14 protein-coding genes are annotated in these 14,190 nt (G+C 70.5%); 10 read left to right on the forward strand and 4 right to left on the reverse strand.

The genetic code is table 11. The features are described 5' to 3' along the window. The first annotated feature begins 33 nt into the window (after positions 1-33). Positions 34-450 (forward strand): nuclear transport factor 2 family protein, encoded by a 417-nt coding sequence (locus AB0M30_RS36880; RefSeq protein WP_364593927.1) that lies wholly within the window; start codon positions 34-36, stop codon positions 448-450. Between the two features lie 47 nt (positions 451-497). Beyond that, positions 498-1,043, forward strand: coding sequence for a GNAT family N-acetyltransferase (locus AB0M30_RS36885; RefSeq protein WP_364593930.1), 546 nt, complete (start codon positions 498-500; stop codon positions 1,041-1,043). On the opposite strand, the gene AB0M30_RS36890 is transcribed toward AB0M30_RS36885, so the two are convergent. Together AB0M30_RS36890 and AB0M30_RS36895 are read right to left on the reverse strand one after the other, a co-directional pair. Beyond that, positions 976-1,539 carry a TetR/AcrR family transcriptional regulator gene (locus AB0M30_RS36890; RefSeq protein ID WP_364593933.1) on the reverse strand — a complete coding sequence of 188 codons (564 nt, stop codon included), beginning with the start codon at positions 1,537-1,539 and terminating at the stop codon, positions 976-978. The genes AB0M30_RS36885 and AB0M30_RS36890 overlap by 68 nt on opposite strands. 121 nt (positions 1,540-1,660) lie before the next feature. Beyond that, positions 1,661-2,365 (reverse strand): SDR family oxidoreductase, encoded by a 705-nt coding sequence (locus AB0M30_RS36895; RefSeq protein ID WP_364593936.1) that lies wholly within the window; start codon positions 2,363-2,365, stop codon positions 1,661-1,663. 101 nt (positions 2,366-2,466) lie between these two features. Between AB0M30_RS36895 and AB0M30_RS36900 the strand changes: the two genes are divergently transcribed. The 3 genes from AB0M30_RS36900 (at position 2,467) to AB0M30_RS36910 (ending at position 4,902) form a co-directional block, all read left to right on the forward strand. Further along, a complete protein-coding gene (locus tag AB0M30_RS36900; protein ID WP_364593939.1) occupies positions 2,467-2,958 on the forward strand; it encodes a helix-turn-helix domain-containing protein in 492 nt (163 codons plus the stop codon). A 115-nt stretch (positions 2,959-3,073) separates the two neighbouring features. Beyond that, positions 3,074-3,628 carry a snapalysin family zinc-dependent metalloprotease gene (locus AB0M30_RS36905; RefSeq protein WP_364593942.1) on the forward strand — a complete coding sequence of 185 codons (555 nt, stop codon included), beginning with the start codon at positions 3,074-3,076 and terminating at the stop codon, positions 3,626-3,628. A gap of 113 nt (positions 3,629-3,741) precedes the next feature. Then, positions 3,742-4,902 carry an AAA family ATPase gene (locus AB0M30_RS36910; RefSeq protein ID WP_364593945.1) on the forward strand — a complete coding sequence of 387 codons (1,161 nt, stop codon included), beginning with the start codon at positions 3,742-3,744 and terminating at the stop codon, positions 4,900-4,902. A gap of 6 nt (positions 4,903-4,908) precedes the next feature. On the opposite strand, the gene AB0M30_RS36915 is transcribed toward AB0M30_RS36910, so the two are convergent. Continuing rightward, entirely contained in the window at positions 4,909-5,913 is a 1,005-nt protein-coding gene (locus AB0M30_RS36915; protein ID WP_103341995.1) for a LacI family DNA-binding transcriptional regulator, read from the reverse strand. A gap of 153 nt (positions 5,914-6,066) precedes the next feature. Here AB0M30_RS36915 and AB0M30_RS36920 point away from each other — a divergent pair, with 153 nt between their 5' ends. From AB0M30_RS36920 to AB0M30_RS36940, 5 genes are read left to right on the forward strand one after another with little or no spacing between them, the layout of a single operon-like run. Next, positions 6,067-7,146 (forward strand): ABC transporter substrate-binding protein, encoded by a 1,080-nt coding sequence (locus AB0M30_RS36920; protein ID WP_364593948.1) that lies wholly within the window; start codon positions 6,067-6,069, stop codon positions 7,144-7,146. Beyond that, positions 7,143-8,699 (forward strand): sugar ABC transporter ATP-binding protein, encoded by a 1,557-nt coding sequence (locus AB0M30_RS36925; protein WP_364593951.1) that lies wholly within the window; start codon positions 7,143-7,145, stop codon positions 8,697-8,699. The genes AB0M30_RS36920 and AB0M30_RS36925 overlap by 4 nt, the downstream gene beginning before the upstream one ends. Continuing rightward, the gene (locus AB0M30_RS36930) at positions 8,692-9,654 is read left to right on the forward strand and encodes an ABC transporter permease (RefSeq protein ID WP_364593954.1); all 963 of its coding nucleotides are present in this window, start codon (positions 8,692-8,694) and stop codon (positions 9,652-9,654) included. Before AB0M30_RS36925 ends, AB0M30_RS36930 begins: the two co-directional genes overlap by 8 nt. Continuing rightward, positions 9,651-10,625: an ABC transporter permease gene (locus AB0M30_RS36935; RefSeq protein WP_364593957.1), complete on the forward strand. Its 975-nt coding sequence runs from the start codon at positions 9,651-9,653 to the stop codon at positions 10,623-10,625. The genes AB0M30_RS36930 and AB0M30_RS36935 overlap by 4 nt, the downstream gene beginning before the upstream one ends. A 29-nt stretch (positions 10,626-10,654) precedes the next feature. Continuing rightward, positions 10,655-13,150 carry a LamG-like jellyroll fold domain-containing protein gene (locus AB0M30_RS36940; RefSeq protein ID WP_364593960.1) on the forward strand — a complete coding sequence of 832 codons (2,496 nt, stop codon included), beginning with the start codon at positions 10,655-10,657 and terminating at the stop codon, positions 13,148-13,150. A gap of 389 nt (positions 13,151-13,539) precedes the next feature. Here AB0M30_RS36940 and AB0M30_RS36945 read toward each other — a convergent pair whose 3' ends face one another. After that, a complete protein-coding gene (locus tag AB0M30_RS36945; protein ID WP_364593963.1) occupies positions 13,540-14,187 on the reverse strand; it encodes a TetR family transcriptional regulator in 648 nt (215 codons plus the stop codon). Between the last annotated feature and the right edge of the window lie 3 nt (positions 14,188-14,190).

Below are 14,190 nucleotides of genomic sequence, written 5' to 3' on the forward strand. Positions count from 1 at the left end.
CTGCGCCACCCGCGCCCGGTTAGGGTCGCGGGCATGCCGAGCCGCGACATCGTCGAAAACGCCTGGAAAGCCTTCGCCAGCCACGACGCGGACCGGATCTCCGCCGTCTTCACCGAGGACGCCGAATGGCTGGCGCCGCCGGGCAACGCCACGGCGGTCGCCCTGGGCGGCTCCTCGCACCTCGTCGGCAGGCCGGCGATCGTCCAGTTCCTCGCCGAGGACTTCCCCCGCTTCTTCGTCAGCGACGTCACGGTGACGTTCCACGGGTTCCACGCGGACGGCGAGCGCGTCATCGTGGAGGAGACGATGACGGCCACCCTGGCCAACGGCAACCACTACGCCAACGACTACTGCTTCGTCTTCGAACTCCGCGACGGCCTCATCCACCGCGTCCGCGAGTACATGGACACCGCCCGCGGCCACCGCATGGTCTTCGGCGAGACGGCCTGATCACGCGCTTTGCCGAGCAGCCGGGTGAACTCGATACCGTGGCTTCCGTGCGCTCCGAAATCGTGGTCCCGCTGGTCATCCGCGACCTCACCGAAGCCGACCTGCCCGGATGCGGCTGGTCGGGCTCCCGGCTGCACCTCGAACACGTGGCCCGGGAGCTCCGCCGGGACGACGCCGACTACCTCGTCGCGTGCGCGGCGCGGTCCGGGCTGCCCGTCGGCAAAGGACTGATCGACTACCGGAAAGCCGCCGGGGCGGGCACCATCGGGCAGCTGGCCGTGCACCCGGCGCTGCAGTCGTGCGGGATCGGCACCGCTCTGGTGCTCGCGGCCGAGGACCGCATCCGGGCGCGCGGCCTGGCCCACGCGGAGCTGGGTGTCGAAGTGGACAACCCGCGTGCGCAGGCGTTGTACGAGCGGCTCGGCTACCTCGCCTACGGCAGTGAACCCGACGGCTGGGACGAGGAAGCTCCCGACGGTTCGATCCGCCGCTACGAGACCACCTGCGTCCTCATGCGGAAGCCGGTCACGCGAACACCAGCGACACCAGCTCGTCCACGAACGGCTCCACCAGCTCGGCCCCCGTCCGGTTGAGCACGCTGTGGAACAACGCCACCCGCCCGTGCGCGCCCACGAACACCACCGCCGCCGCGCGGCCTGGTGTCACCCGGAGCGGGTGACCTGCCTCGATGCAGCGCTCGAAGCCCGCGGCCAGCCGGTCGATCACGTCCAGCAGCGGGCCTTCCGCGCGGGCGTCGGGGTCCGGCCGGGAGGCTCCGTTGGCCAGCATCAGGCGGTAATGGCCCGGATTCTCCATGGCGAACGCGCAGTAGGCGTGAATCTGGGCCCGGACCCGGCCGACGACGTCGGATTCGCCGATTGACTCCTCCGCGGCGCGCATCGAATCCCGCAGCCGGACGTATTCGTGGTCGAGCAATCCGCGGACCAATTCCGCTCGATCGGAGAAATGCTGGTAGATGCTCGCCGGGGCGATGCCGACGGCACGGGCGACGCCGCGGATCGTCAGCCCGTCCTCGCCGCCGAGCTCGGCGAGCAACCGGCCGGCCGCGGCCAGGATCTCGCCGCGCAACCGTTCGCCTTCGCCCCAGCGGTTTCTCGTTCGGCCTATTCCGGCTTCGACGTGTTCCGGCACCCGCCTATTCATACGCCCGCGGCGGGGACCACCGTATTCCGGGGTCGGAAAAACGCCTTCAGGAAACCAGTGCGGGGTACAGCCCGGTGAGATCGCCGGAGAGCCCGGCCCGCACGTTCCGGCTGACGTCGTCGGCGAGCACCTCGAAGCGGCCTTCTTCGACGCCGTCCAAGGCGAGGCCCGCCACGACCGCCGGGTCGATCTTCGGGCCGTCGACGTTCTTGGCCATGTCGGTGTCCATGTACCCGACGTGCAGCGCCGTCACCTGCGTCTTCTGGGCCGCCAGTTCCAGGCGCAGCGCGTTGGTCAGCGACCAGGCCGCGGACTTCGCCGCGGAGTACGCCGCCACCTGCGGTGCGGTGAACCAGGAAAGCACCGACAGCACGTTGAGCACCGCGCCGCCGCCGTTGCGCTCGAGGACCGGCGCGAACTCGCGCGTCACGGCCAGCGTGCCGAAGTAGTGCGTGTCCATCTCCAGCCGGATGTCCTCGATGGACCCGCCCAGCAGGGACGACCCGGTCGACGAGCCGGCGTTGTTCACCAGCAGCGTGACGTCGCCCGCCGCGGCCGCGGCGGCCCGGATCGACTCCGGATCGGTGACGTCGAGGCGCAGCGGGACCACTCCCGGCAGATCGATCGACTCGGGATTGCGCGCGGCCGCGTAGACCTTCGCCGCGCCGCGCTCCAGCAGCGCCGCGGCGAACCGCCGGCCGAGGCCCCGGTTGGCTCCGGTGACCAGCGCCACCGCACCCGTGATGTCCATGACGAACTCCTCTCGCACCTGGCTTGCTCGTTGCAAGCTAGCTGACTCAGACGGTACGGGGTAAACTTGCTCCAAGCAAGTCAGGTCGAAGGGATCACACGATGAGCCGTCGCATCACCTGGGCGGACGCCGCCTGCCCGATCGCGCGCGCCGCCGACGTCCTCGGCGAGCCGTGGACGCTGCTGATCCTGCGCAACGCCACCGCGGGCACCACCCGGTTCGAGGACTTCCGCGCCCAGCTCGGCATCGCGGACAACGTGCTGACCACCCGGCTGGCCAAGCTCGTCGACCGCGGCCTGCTCACGAAGCTCCCCTACCGCGACGGCGGCCGCACCCGCCACGAGTACCGCCTCACCCAGGCCGGCTCGGACGCGCTGCCGGTGCTGCACGCTCTCGGCGCCTGGGGTGACGCCCACACGGCGTCGGAAGCCGCCCCCGGCCCGATGACGCTGGTCCACACCCGCTGCGGGCAGCTCACCCGGCCGGGCGCGAAGTGCGATTCCTGCGGAAAACCCCTGACCAGGGGCGACCTGGCGTGGCGCGGATCCTGGCTCGGCGAGGGCGAAGTCCCCCTGGCGGACCCGGTCGGCTGAGCCGAACGGCCCCAAGCCGGTACGAAAGTCGGGTCACAAACGCGGGGCGATTCCGTAAGTTCGACACCCAGCGCGCGCAGACCTGGCAAATTCCCCACGGCAAGGAGTCGTCCCGATGTCCAGGAAATACCTGCTGCCCGGAGCCGCCGTCGCCCTGGCGATGATCGCGACCCCGCTGACGGCCGGCCCGGCCTTCGCGGCCCCGGAAGCGGCCACGATCGTCTACTACGACACCTCGGACGCCCCCAGCTTCCGCGCGGTGATCAACGCCGGCGCGGCCCACTGGAACGCGGCGGTGTCGAACGTCAAGCTCCAGGAACGCTCCTCGGGCGCGTCGCTGCACTACACCGAGGGCAACGACCCGCGTGGTTCGTACGCCCAGACCGACGGCCACGGCAGCGGCACGATCTTCATCGACTACACCCAGGCGGGGCAGTACGACCAGACGCGCATCGCCGCCCACGAGACCGGCCACGCGCTGGGCCTGCCGGACCACTACGAAGGCCCGTGCTCGGAACTGATGTCCGGCGGCGGTCCCGGCCCGTCCTGCACCAACGCGAACCCGAACGCCACCGAGGCGTCCCGGGTGGAATCCCTGTGGGCCAACGGTTTCACCGGCGCCCGCAAGGCCGCCACCCGCGTCTACGAAGTGACGATGCCGGTCAAGTGAGCGGGCATCCCGCCTGCCTGAAGGGGCATTGCGCGTGATCGAGGGGGGCATCAGCCGTGATGCCCCCTCGATCACGAGTGCCTGCCCCTCGGCATGTCGGCTAGGTTCGAAGCATGCTCACCACGCTGGCCGTCGAGAACTACCGCTCGCTGCGTGACCTGGTGCTGCCGCTGTCCGGCCTGACCGTCGTCACCGGGCCGAACGGCAGCGGCAAGTCGAGCCTGTACCGGGCGCTGCGGCTACTGGCCGACGCGTCGCGCAACGGCGCCGTGGCCGCGCTGGCCCGCGAGGGCGGGCTGCCGTCGACGCTGTGGGCCGGCCCGGAGAACGGCGTGCGGCGAGGGACCACGCGCGTCGAGGGCAAGGTGCACACCAAGGCCGTCGGGCTGCGGCTCGGCTTCGCGGGTGACGAGTTCGGCTACGCCCTCGACCTGGGGCTGCCGGTGCCGGGCAAGCGGACGTTGTTCAACCTCGACCCGGAGTTCAAGCGGGAAGCGGTCTGGTCGGGGCCGTACCTGCGGCCGTCGGCGTTGCTGGCGGACCGGGCGGGCCCGTCGGTGCGCACGCGCGTCGCGTCCGGGGCCTGGGGCGACGACCGGTTCAAGATCCGGCTCACGGACAGCATGCTGAGCGAGTTCTCGGACCCGCGGGCCTGCCCGGAACTGGTGGTGCTGCGGGAACGCATCCGGTCGTGGCGCTTCTACGACCACTTCCGCGCGGACGCCGACGCGCCCGCGCGCCAGTCCCGCATCGGCACCCGCACGCCGGTGCTGTCCCACGACGGCGCCGACCTCGCGGCGGCCCTGCAGACGATCATCGAGGTGGGCCGCGAAGCGGACCTCGCGGAAGTGCTCGACGCGGCCTTCCCGGGCTCGACCGTGGAGGTGCGGCGCTCCGAGGACGGCCTGCTGTCGGTGGAGTTCCGCCAGCACGGGTTGCTGCGTGCGTTGTCGGCGGCGGAGCTGTCGGACGGAACGCTGCGGTTCCTCCTGTGGGTGGCGGCCCTGCTGACCCCGCGCCCGCCGGAGCTGCTGGTGCTGAACGAGCCCGAGACCAGCCTCCACCCGGACCTCCTGCCGGCCTTGGCGACCTTGATCGCGACGGCGGCGAAGGAGACCCAGCTCGTGGTGGTGTCCCACGCCCAGCCCCTCATCCGCGCCCTGGCGGAGGTGGCCGAGGTGAGCACGGTCGAGCTGGAGAAGGAGTACGGCGAGACGAAGGTGGCCGGCCAAGGCCGGCTGGACCGTCCGTCGTGGCACTGGCCGGCCCGCTGAGAAGCGTCAGCGGCCGCGAGTGCTTTCGCGGATCTCCAGCGCGAACGGCGTCTGGATGTCCTGCGGCGGCGACGTCTTGTCGCCGGTGATGCGCCGGTGCACGAGGTCCACCGCCGCCTCGGCCAGCGCGGTCTTGTCCGGCGCGATCGTCGTCAGCGACGGCAGCGAGAATGCGCTCTCTTCGTTGTTGTCGAACCCCACGATCGCCACGTCCTCCGGCACCCGCAGCCCCAGCTCGGCCACCGCGCGCAGCGCGCCGACGGCCAGCAGGTCGTTGAAGCAGAACACCGCGTCCGGCGGCGAAGGCAGCGCCAGCAACGACTTCATCGCCGCCGACCCCACCGACCGGTGCCACTTCTCCGCCGGGGCCACCAGAGCGTCCGAATAGGACAAACCGGCCTCCGCGAGCGCCGAACGGTAGCCGGCCAGGCGCTGCGACGACGTCCCGCGCTCCGGGTTGCGCCCGATCGCCGCGATGCGCTTGCGGCCCAGCGCGGCCAGGTGCGACACCGCCGTGCGGGCGGCCAGGACGTTGTCGATCGCCACGTGGTCGATGGGCACGTCCACCGCGTGCTCACCCAGCATGACCAGGGGAATCCCGCCCGGGTCGGCCGGGAAGTCCGGCGCCTCCAGGGCTTCCGGGTGCACCAGGGCCCCGTCGACCAGGTGGGGCCCCAGCGACGAGAGCGTCTCCCGCTCCCGTGACCGCGTCCCCTGCGTCTGTTCGATCAGGACGCTCCAGCCGCGCTTCTGGGCCGCCGTGATCACCAGGCCGGCCAGCTCGCCGAAGTACGGGATCGACAGCTCCGGCACCATCAGCGCCAGGAAGCCGGTGCGGCCGCGGCGGAGGTTGCGGGCCCCGACGTTGGGCCGGTACCCGGTCGTCGCCAGGGCTTCCTCGACCCGCCGGCGGTTCTCCGGCTTGACGAAGGCGTAGCCGTTCACGACGTTCGACACCGTCTTCACCGAAACTCCGGCAAGCGTGGCGACGTCCTTGAGCGTCACGGTCACGGGCGGTCCCTTCAGAGAGTGAGCACGAAGTGTAGCGAGCCGCCGCCGGTTTACAACGTTGTTCCAACGATGTAAAAAGTACCTCAAGGCTCCCGCGGTGACCCCGATCACCCCGGCGAGCGGGCCACCAACGACGCTGCCCGAGGAGTCGCCGTGCTCTTGTCCTCCCGTCCCCGACTGGTTCTGGTCACCGCAGCCGCCGCCGCGCTGACCCTCACCTCCTGCACCAGCAGGGAAGATTCCCCCGCGGCCCCGTCGAGCGGCGGTGGACCGGCCGCCAGCGCCCAGTCCGCCGCGCCCTCCGCCGACGGCTGCACGCTCGAGAAGACCGGTTACCCCAAGGTCGACCCGAAGACGGCGGTGGTCGGTTTCTCACAGTCCGAAAAGGAGGCCAATCCCTTCCGGATCACCGAGACGCAGTCCATCCGCGACGAAGCCGCGAAGCTCGGCATCGCGAGCGACAAGCTGCTCGTCACCAACGCCCAGAGCGACCTGAACCGGCAGATCAGCGACATCAAATCGATGCTCGACCGCGGCGCCCAGCTGCTGGTCGTCGCCCCGCTGAACTCCGACGGCCTCCAGCCGGCCCTCGACGCGGCGAAGGCCAAGAAGGTCCCGGTCATCACCATCGACCGCAAGGTGACGTCGCAGGCCTGCACCGACTACCTGACCTTCATCGGCTCGAACTTCGTCGAGCAGGGCAAGCGCGCCGCCGAGGAGACCGCGCGGGTCACCGGCGGCACCGGCAAGGTCGCGATCCTGCTCGGCTCGTCCGGCAACAACGTCACCACCGACCGCACCAAGGGCTTCAAGGACGAGCTCGCGAAGACACCGGGCCTGTCCGTGGTCGCCGAGCAGACCGGCGAGTTCGACCGGTCCAAGGGCCAGTCCGTGATGGAGCAGCTCATCCAGAGCCACCCGGACATCACCGCCGTCTACGCCGAGAACGACGAAATGGGCGTCGGCGCGGTCAACGCGCTGAAGACGGCGGGCAAGACGCCGGGCAAGGACGTCAAGATCATCTCCATCGACGGCACCCGCAACGCGGTGCAGCTCATCGTCGACGGCAGCTACAACGCCGTGATCGAGTCCAACCCGCGCTTCGGCCCGCTGGCCTTCCAGACGCTGCAGAAGTTCGAGAGCGGTGAGCCGATCCCGGCGAGCATCGTGATCACCGACGACCAGTACGACGAGACCAACGCCGCGCAGAAGGTCGGGAACTCCTACAAATGACGGCAGCCACCGAAGAGGACGTCGCCATGACGACCGCACCGGTGCTCGAGGTGGCCGGGGTGACCAAGCGGTTCCCCGGCACCCTCGCCCTCGACGACGTCAGTTTCGCGCTGAAGCCGGGCGAGGTGCACGCGCTGGTCGGCGAGAACGGCGCCGGCAAGTCCACCCTGATCAAGGTGCTCACCGGCGTCTACCAGCCCGACGAGGGCGAGGTGCGCCACCTCGGCGAGCCGGTGGCGTTCAAGCGGCCGATCGACGCGCAGCGCGCCGGGATCTCCACGATCTACCAGGAGGTCAACCTCGTCCCGCTGATGAGCATCGCCGGCAACGTCTTCCTCGGCCGCGAGCCGCGCACTCGCACCGGGCTGGTCGACTGGTCCAAGATGTACGCCGATGCCCGTGAGCTGCTCAAGGGCTACGGCATCGTCGACGACGTCAAGCGCCCGCTGCACACCCTCGGTGTCGGCGCGCAGCAGATGGTCGCGCTCGCCCGCGCGGTCTCGACCGACGCCAAGGTCGTCATCATGGACGAACCGACGTCGTCGCTCGAGCCGCGCGAGGTCGAGACGCTCTTCGAGGTGCTGAACCGGCTGCACGCCGAAGGCATCGCGATCGTCTACGTCAGCCACCGGATGGACGAGCTGTACCGGGTGTGCGACAGCGTCACCGTCCTGCGCGACGGCCGAGTCGTCCACAGTGGACCGCTGAAGCCGCTGCCGCGCATCGAGCTCGTGTCGCTGATGCTCGGCCGCGAGATCCGCCAGATCCGCGAAGAGGGCGTCACGGCGTTCGGCGAGGAGCACGACGTCGAGCGCGAGCCGCTGCTCAAGGCCGAAAACCTGTCGGGCATGCGCAAGCTGCACGACGTCTCGGTGAGCATCCGGCCCGGCGAGGTCGTCGGCCTGGCCGGCCTGCTCGGTTCCGGCCGCAGCGAGACGGCGAGGGCCATCGTCGGCGCGTTCCCCCTCGACGGCGGCAGCGTGCTGCTGGCCGGGAAACCTCTGAAGAAGGGCAAGATCAAGGCCGCCATGCGGGCCGGGATCGCGCTGCTGGCCGAGGACCGCAAGACCGACGGGATCATCCCGAACCTGTCGGTCCGCGAGAACATCGTGCTCGCCGCGCTGCCGACGCTCTCGCCGTTCGGCCTGGTCAGCAAGGCCAAGCAGGACAAGATCGTGAAGATCTTCATGGACCGCCTGCGGATCAAGGCGGCCAGTCCCGAGCAGAAGGTGTCGGAGCTCTCCGGCGGCAACCAGCAGAAGGTGCTGCTCGCCCGCTGGCTGGCCACCGGCCCGAAGATCCTGCTCCTCGACGAGCCGACGCGCGGCATCGACGTCGGCGCGAAGGCCGAGGTGCAGGCGCTGATCGACGAACTCGCGCAGGAAGGGCTCGGCGTGCTGCTCATCTCGTCCGAACTGGAAGAGCTGATCGACGGTTCCGACCGCGTGGTCGTGCTGCGCGACGGCTCGGTCGTCGGCGAGCTGACCGGCGACCGGATCACCGAGGAGAACGTCCTGACCGCCATCGCAGCCGAGGGTGACAACGATGTCTAGCGCCACCCTGACGAGAACCCCCGACCGCGCGAAAGTCACCGCGTGGTTGCAGAACTACGGCGTCTACCTGGCCGTCGTGGTGCTGCTGCTGTTCAACATCGTGTTCACCGAGAACTTCCTGTCCGCGGCCAACTTCCGCACCCAGCTGGTGCAGGCGGCGCCGGTCTGCATCGTCGCACTCGGCATGGCGCTGGTGATCGGCACCGAGGGCATCGACCTGTCGGTCGGCTCGGTGATGGCGATCGCCGCCGCGCTCATCCCGCTCTACCTGGGCGCGGGCCCGCTGATGGCGATCATCGTCGCCGCCATCGCCGGCGTGGTCTCCGGCCTGTTCAGCGGCTACCTGGTGGCCTACCTGGGCATCCAGCCGATCATCGCGACGCTGGCGCTGCTCGTCGGCGGGCGCGGGCTCGCCCTGGTCATCGCCCACGGCCAGCTCGTCCAGCTGCACAACCGGGAGTTCCTGGAGCTGGGTACCGGCGACTTCCTGGGCGTGCCGATCATGGTCATCGTCGCGGGCGTGCTCGCGGTGCTGGCCGGGCTGGTCGTCCAGCGCACGACGTTCGGGCGGCACCTGGTCGCGGTCGGCGGCAACCGTGCCGCGAGCACCCTGGCCGGCCTGCCGGTGAAGCGCGTGCTCATCAGCGTCTACGTCATCTCCGGGGCACTGGCCGCGATCGCCGGCGTGCTGGCGACATCGCGACTGGCCGCCAGCGACCCGAGCGACGTCGGCCTGCTCATGGAGCTGTCCGCGATCACCGCGGTCGTCGTCGGCGGCACCCCGCTGACCGGCGGCCGGGTCCGCGTGCTCGGCACCGTGTTCGGCGCCCTGCTGATGCAGCTCGTCCAGGCGACCCTGATCAAGCACAACCTGCCGGACTCGACCGCGCAGATGGTCCAGGCGGCCATCATCGTCGTCGCGGTCTACGTCGCGCGCGAGCGGAGCAGCCGATGACCGCCACCCAGACCACCGCTCGCAACGCGGCGTTCGCCGGCGTCTTGCAGCGCCAGGGCGCGGCCGTCGTGCTCGTGCTCGGCATCTTCGCTTCTTGGTTCGCCTTCCCGCACTTCGGCACCGCGGACAACCTGCGCAGCCTCGTGCTGCAGGGCTCGTTCCTCGCGGTGATCGCGCTGGGCATGACGTTCGTGATCATCTCCGGCGGCATCGACCTGTCGGTCGGCTCGAACTACGCGCTCGGCGGCGTCCTCGCCGCGTACGGCGCCCAGTACGGGCTGGTCGTGGCGATCCTGCTGCCGCTGGCGGTGTGTTCACTGATCGGGTTCGTCAACGGCGTGCTCATCGCCCGCACCGGGATGGCGCCGTTCATCGTGACGCTGGCGTCCCTGCTGTTCGCCAGGGGACTCCTGCTCGCGCTGACCTCCGAGGGCGCGACGACGTACAAGGTGGAGCCGGGCTCGGCGTTCCTCTGGCTCGGCCAGGGCACGATCTTCGGCATCGGCGTCCCGGTCTACCTGACGCTCGTCCTGTTCGCCCTCGGCGGGCTGCTGCTGCGCCGCACCCGGTTCGGGCAGTCGGTGTTCGCCATCGGCGGCGCCGAGCAGTCGGCGCTGCTGATGGGGCTTCCGGTCGCCCGCACCAAGATCAGCCTCTACACGCTCAGCGGCGCGCTCGCCGGCGTCGCGGGCATCCTCACCGCCGCGTACCTGCAGTCCGGCGTCACGGTGATCGGCGTCGGCACCGAACTCGACGCGATCTCCGTCGTCGTCATCGGCGGCACGCTGCTCACCGGCGGCGCCGGGACGATCATCGGCACGCTCGTCGGCGTCCTGCTGCGCACGCTGATCCAGAACGTCATCAACCAGATCGGCACCCTCGACTCCAACTACCAGACCGTGGTGAGCGGGGCCTTCCTGCTCGTCGTCGTGGTGATCCAGCGCCTGCTCGCGCGCTCCCGTACCCGCTGAACCCGCGTCCCTACCAGGAGGTTCAACGCATGTTCCGCCCCGCCCGAAAATCCCGGAGATGGCTCACCGCGGCCGCCGCGTTCGCGGTCGCGGTGGCCGGCCTCGGCACCGTGCCGGCCGCGGCCTCGGCCGCCGAACCGCAGTGGCAGCGGCTCACCCCGCCGCTGTCCACGCCGTGGACCAAGGACGTCTCCCCCGCCAACGCCCTCCCCGACTACCCCCGGCCCCAGCTGACCCGCGACAAGTGGCAGAACCTCAACGGCGTCTGGGAATTCGCCAAGGCGACCCCCGGTGAAGCCGCGCCGGTCGGCAAAACCCTCGGCGAGCGCATCCTCGTGCCCTACCCGGTCGAGTCCGCGCTGTCCGGGATCATGCGCCACGAGACGAACATGTGGTACCGGCGCGCGTTCGAGGTCCCGAAGGACTGGCAGGTCGGCAAGGGGCAACGGCTGCTGCTGCACTTCCAGGCCGTCGACTACGACGCCACGGTCATCGTCAACGGCAAGACCGTCGGCCGCCACACCGGCGGGTACGACGCGTGGTCGGTGGACGTCACCGATGCACTGACCACCCGGAAGACCCAGGAGGTCGTCGTCGGCGTCGCCGACCCGAACGACCAGGGCGGGCAGCCGATCGGCAAGCAGCGCCAGCCCGGTGACGGCATCTTCTACACACCGTCGTCGGGTATCTGGCAGACCGTCTGGATGGAGCCGGTGGCGGCCACGCGCATCGACCGCCTGGACGTGACGCCCGACGTCGCGAGCGGGTCGGTCGCGGTGAACGCCGTGGTCGGCGGCCCGGTGAAACAGCGCGTCGAAGCCGTCGCCTACGACCACGGCCGCCCGGTGGGGCGCGTGTCCGGCGACGCGAACAAGCCGTTGAAGCTCAAGGTGGACCGGCCGCACCTGTGGTCGCCGGACGACCCGTTCCTCTACGACCTGCGGGTGAAGCTCTCCGGCGGCGACGAGGTCGGCTCGTACTTCGGCCTCCGGTCGATCAGCGTCGGCAAGACCGCCGACGGCAAGCAGCGGATGCTGCTCAACGGCAAGTTCGTCATGCAGGTCGGCCCGCTCGACCAGGGTTTCTGGCCGGACGGCATCTACACCGCGCCGACCGACGCGGCGCTGAAGTTCGACCTGGAGCAGGAGAAGGCGCTCGGCTTCAACATGGTGCGCAAGCACATCAAGGTCGAGCCGGACCGCTGGTACTACTACGCCGACAAGCTCGGGTTGCTGGTGTGGCAGGACATGCCGGCGATGAAGGATGACATCGAGCCGTCCGCGGCTTCGCGCGTCAACTTCGAGTCCGAGATGCACCGGATGATCGACCAGCACCGCAGCTTCCCGTCGATCGTCAGCTGGGTGCCGTTCAACGAGGGCTGGGGCGACTACGAAGTCGGCCGCATCGCCGATCTCGTCAAGTCCTGGGATCCGACGCGGCTGGTGAACGCCGAGTCCGGCGTCAACTGCTGCCGGTCCGAACCGGACAGCGGCAAGGGCGACGTCTACGACGACCACACCTACACCGGCCCGGGCACGCCGATCCAGACCGGCCCGCGCGCGGCGGTCGACGGCGAGTACGGCGGCCTCGGCCTCAAGGTCGCCGGCCACGAGTTCGACGCGACGGGCAGCTTCGCCTACGAAATGGAGCCGGACAGCGCCACGCTGACCAGGCGCTACGGCGAGCTCCAGCAGCGCCTGCTGCTGGTCGCCCAGCGGTGCGGGGTGTCCGCGGGGGTCTACACGCAGACCACCGACGTCGAGAAGGAGGTCAACGGCTTCTTCACCTACGACCGGCAGGTGAAGAAGATGGACTTCGCGGCGGTCCGCGCGGCGAACCTCGCGGTGATCAAGGGCGCCACCGGCGCACCGGTTTCCGGTCCCTCGGTGCCGGCCGGAACGCCCGGGATCGACGGCATCGCGGCGTACCCCTTCGACGAGAACACCGGCACGGTGGCGAAGGACGTCGCCGGCAGCCACGACGCGACGCTCGCCGGCGGCGCGTCCTGGACCGCGGGCAAGAGCGGTTCGGCGCTGGCGGTGAACGGGTCGGGCCAGTACGCCGACACGGGTGCCGCGCTGCTGAACACCGAAGGCAGCTACAGCGCGGCGGCGTGGGTGAAGTTCAACGCCGTGGGTGACGGCTTCCAGACGATCGTGAGCCAGGACGGCGACAGCAACAGCGCGTTCTTCCTGCAGTACTCGGGCGCGGACCACCGGCTGGCGATGAGCTTCGTCGGCACGCGGGCCCTGGCACCCGCGGCCCCGGAGCCGAACCGCTGGTACCACGTGGTCGGCGTCCGCGACGCGGCGTCGGGCACGCTGAAGCTGTACGTCGACGGCCAACTGGCGGCGACGAAGAGCGTCTGCCTCGGTGAAGCATCGACGGGCCACACGGTGATCGGCCGCGGCAAGTACGGCGGCGGCCCGGTCGACTACCTCAACGGAGCGGTCGACCAGGTCCACGTCTACGACCGGGCCCTGTCCGACGCGGACGTGAGCGCGTTGTACAGCAGCGGCAAGTAGCGATTCATCCGGAATGGCCGCATCGGGATTTCCGGTGCGGCCATTCCGCTTTCCACCGGTAACACCGCCGCGGCGCCGGCGCCTCGTGGGCGTACTCAGCAGCAGCTACGATCGCGCGCCGCTGAAGCCGGCGCAGCTCACGGTGAACACGCACCCGTGCGCGGCGAAGCCCGTCGCCGCCGGCGACAGCCCTGTTCCGCTCGGTGCCGTGGTCACCGACCCCGACGGCGACTCCCGCCAGACCGAGCTCTGGTCTTCCGTGCGCGCGAAGCGCCAACGCGGCCAGGCAGCACACGGACACGGTCCACCAGCTTCTCCGTCGACCCTGCCGCGAGCACAGCAGCAAAGCCGGGGCTGCGCACAGTCCGGCGACCGCTGACGGGTGGCCGTCACTGCCGTGCGACCAGCCCCACCAGCAGGTTCGTCAAGCCCTCGGCCAGCCCGAACACCGGCGGCTCGTCCCGCTCGGCCGCCGCCACGGCCGCCGTCGGGTGGGTCGCGGGCCACGAGCCCGACACCAGGACCACCACCCCGCCGGCGAAGTGCCGGGCCGCTTCCGCCGGCAGCTCCGGCACCCGGACCCGCACCAGCTCACCCAGCCGCCCGGTGTTCGCGGCGGCGCGGCGCTTGAAGCCGCGGGCGAACTCCACCGGGATGTTGCGCTCCAGCACCGGCGCCATGGAACTGAGCAGCTCGCACAGCACCGGCCGCCCGGCGAGCGTCGCCGCGATCGTGCCGGCGATCCGCTCCTCACGGGCGAACCCGGGCTCCGCCGGCCCCGGCTCGCCGAGCGCCTCGGCCAGGTCGTCGAGCCAAGCGGTCCACGCGCTGTCGAGGACTTCCAGGAAGATCGCTTCGCGGCTGTCGAAGTACCGGAGCACATTGGACTTCGCCAGCCCCACCCGGCAGCTGAGCTCCCGCAGGCTGATTTCGGCGACCGGCCGCTCGGCGAGCAGCTCCCGCGCGACGGCGAGGATGACCCGCCGGCGCGCCTCGATCTGTTCGGGACGGCGGGCGCGCTGGAATCCGGCGCTCATGGC

This window comes from Amycolatopsis sp. NPDC051716 (assembly GCF_040681595.1).
Taxonomy (GTDB): domain Bacteria; phylum Actinomycetota; class Actinomycetes; order Mycobacteriales; family Pseudonocardiaceae; genus Amycolatopsis.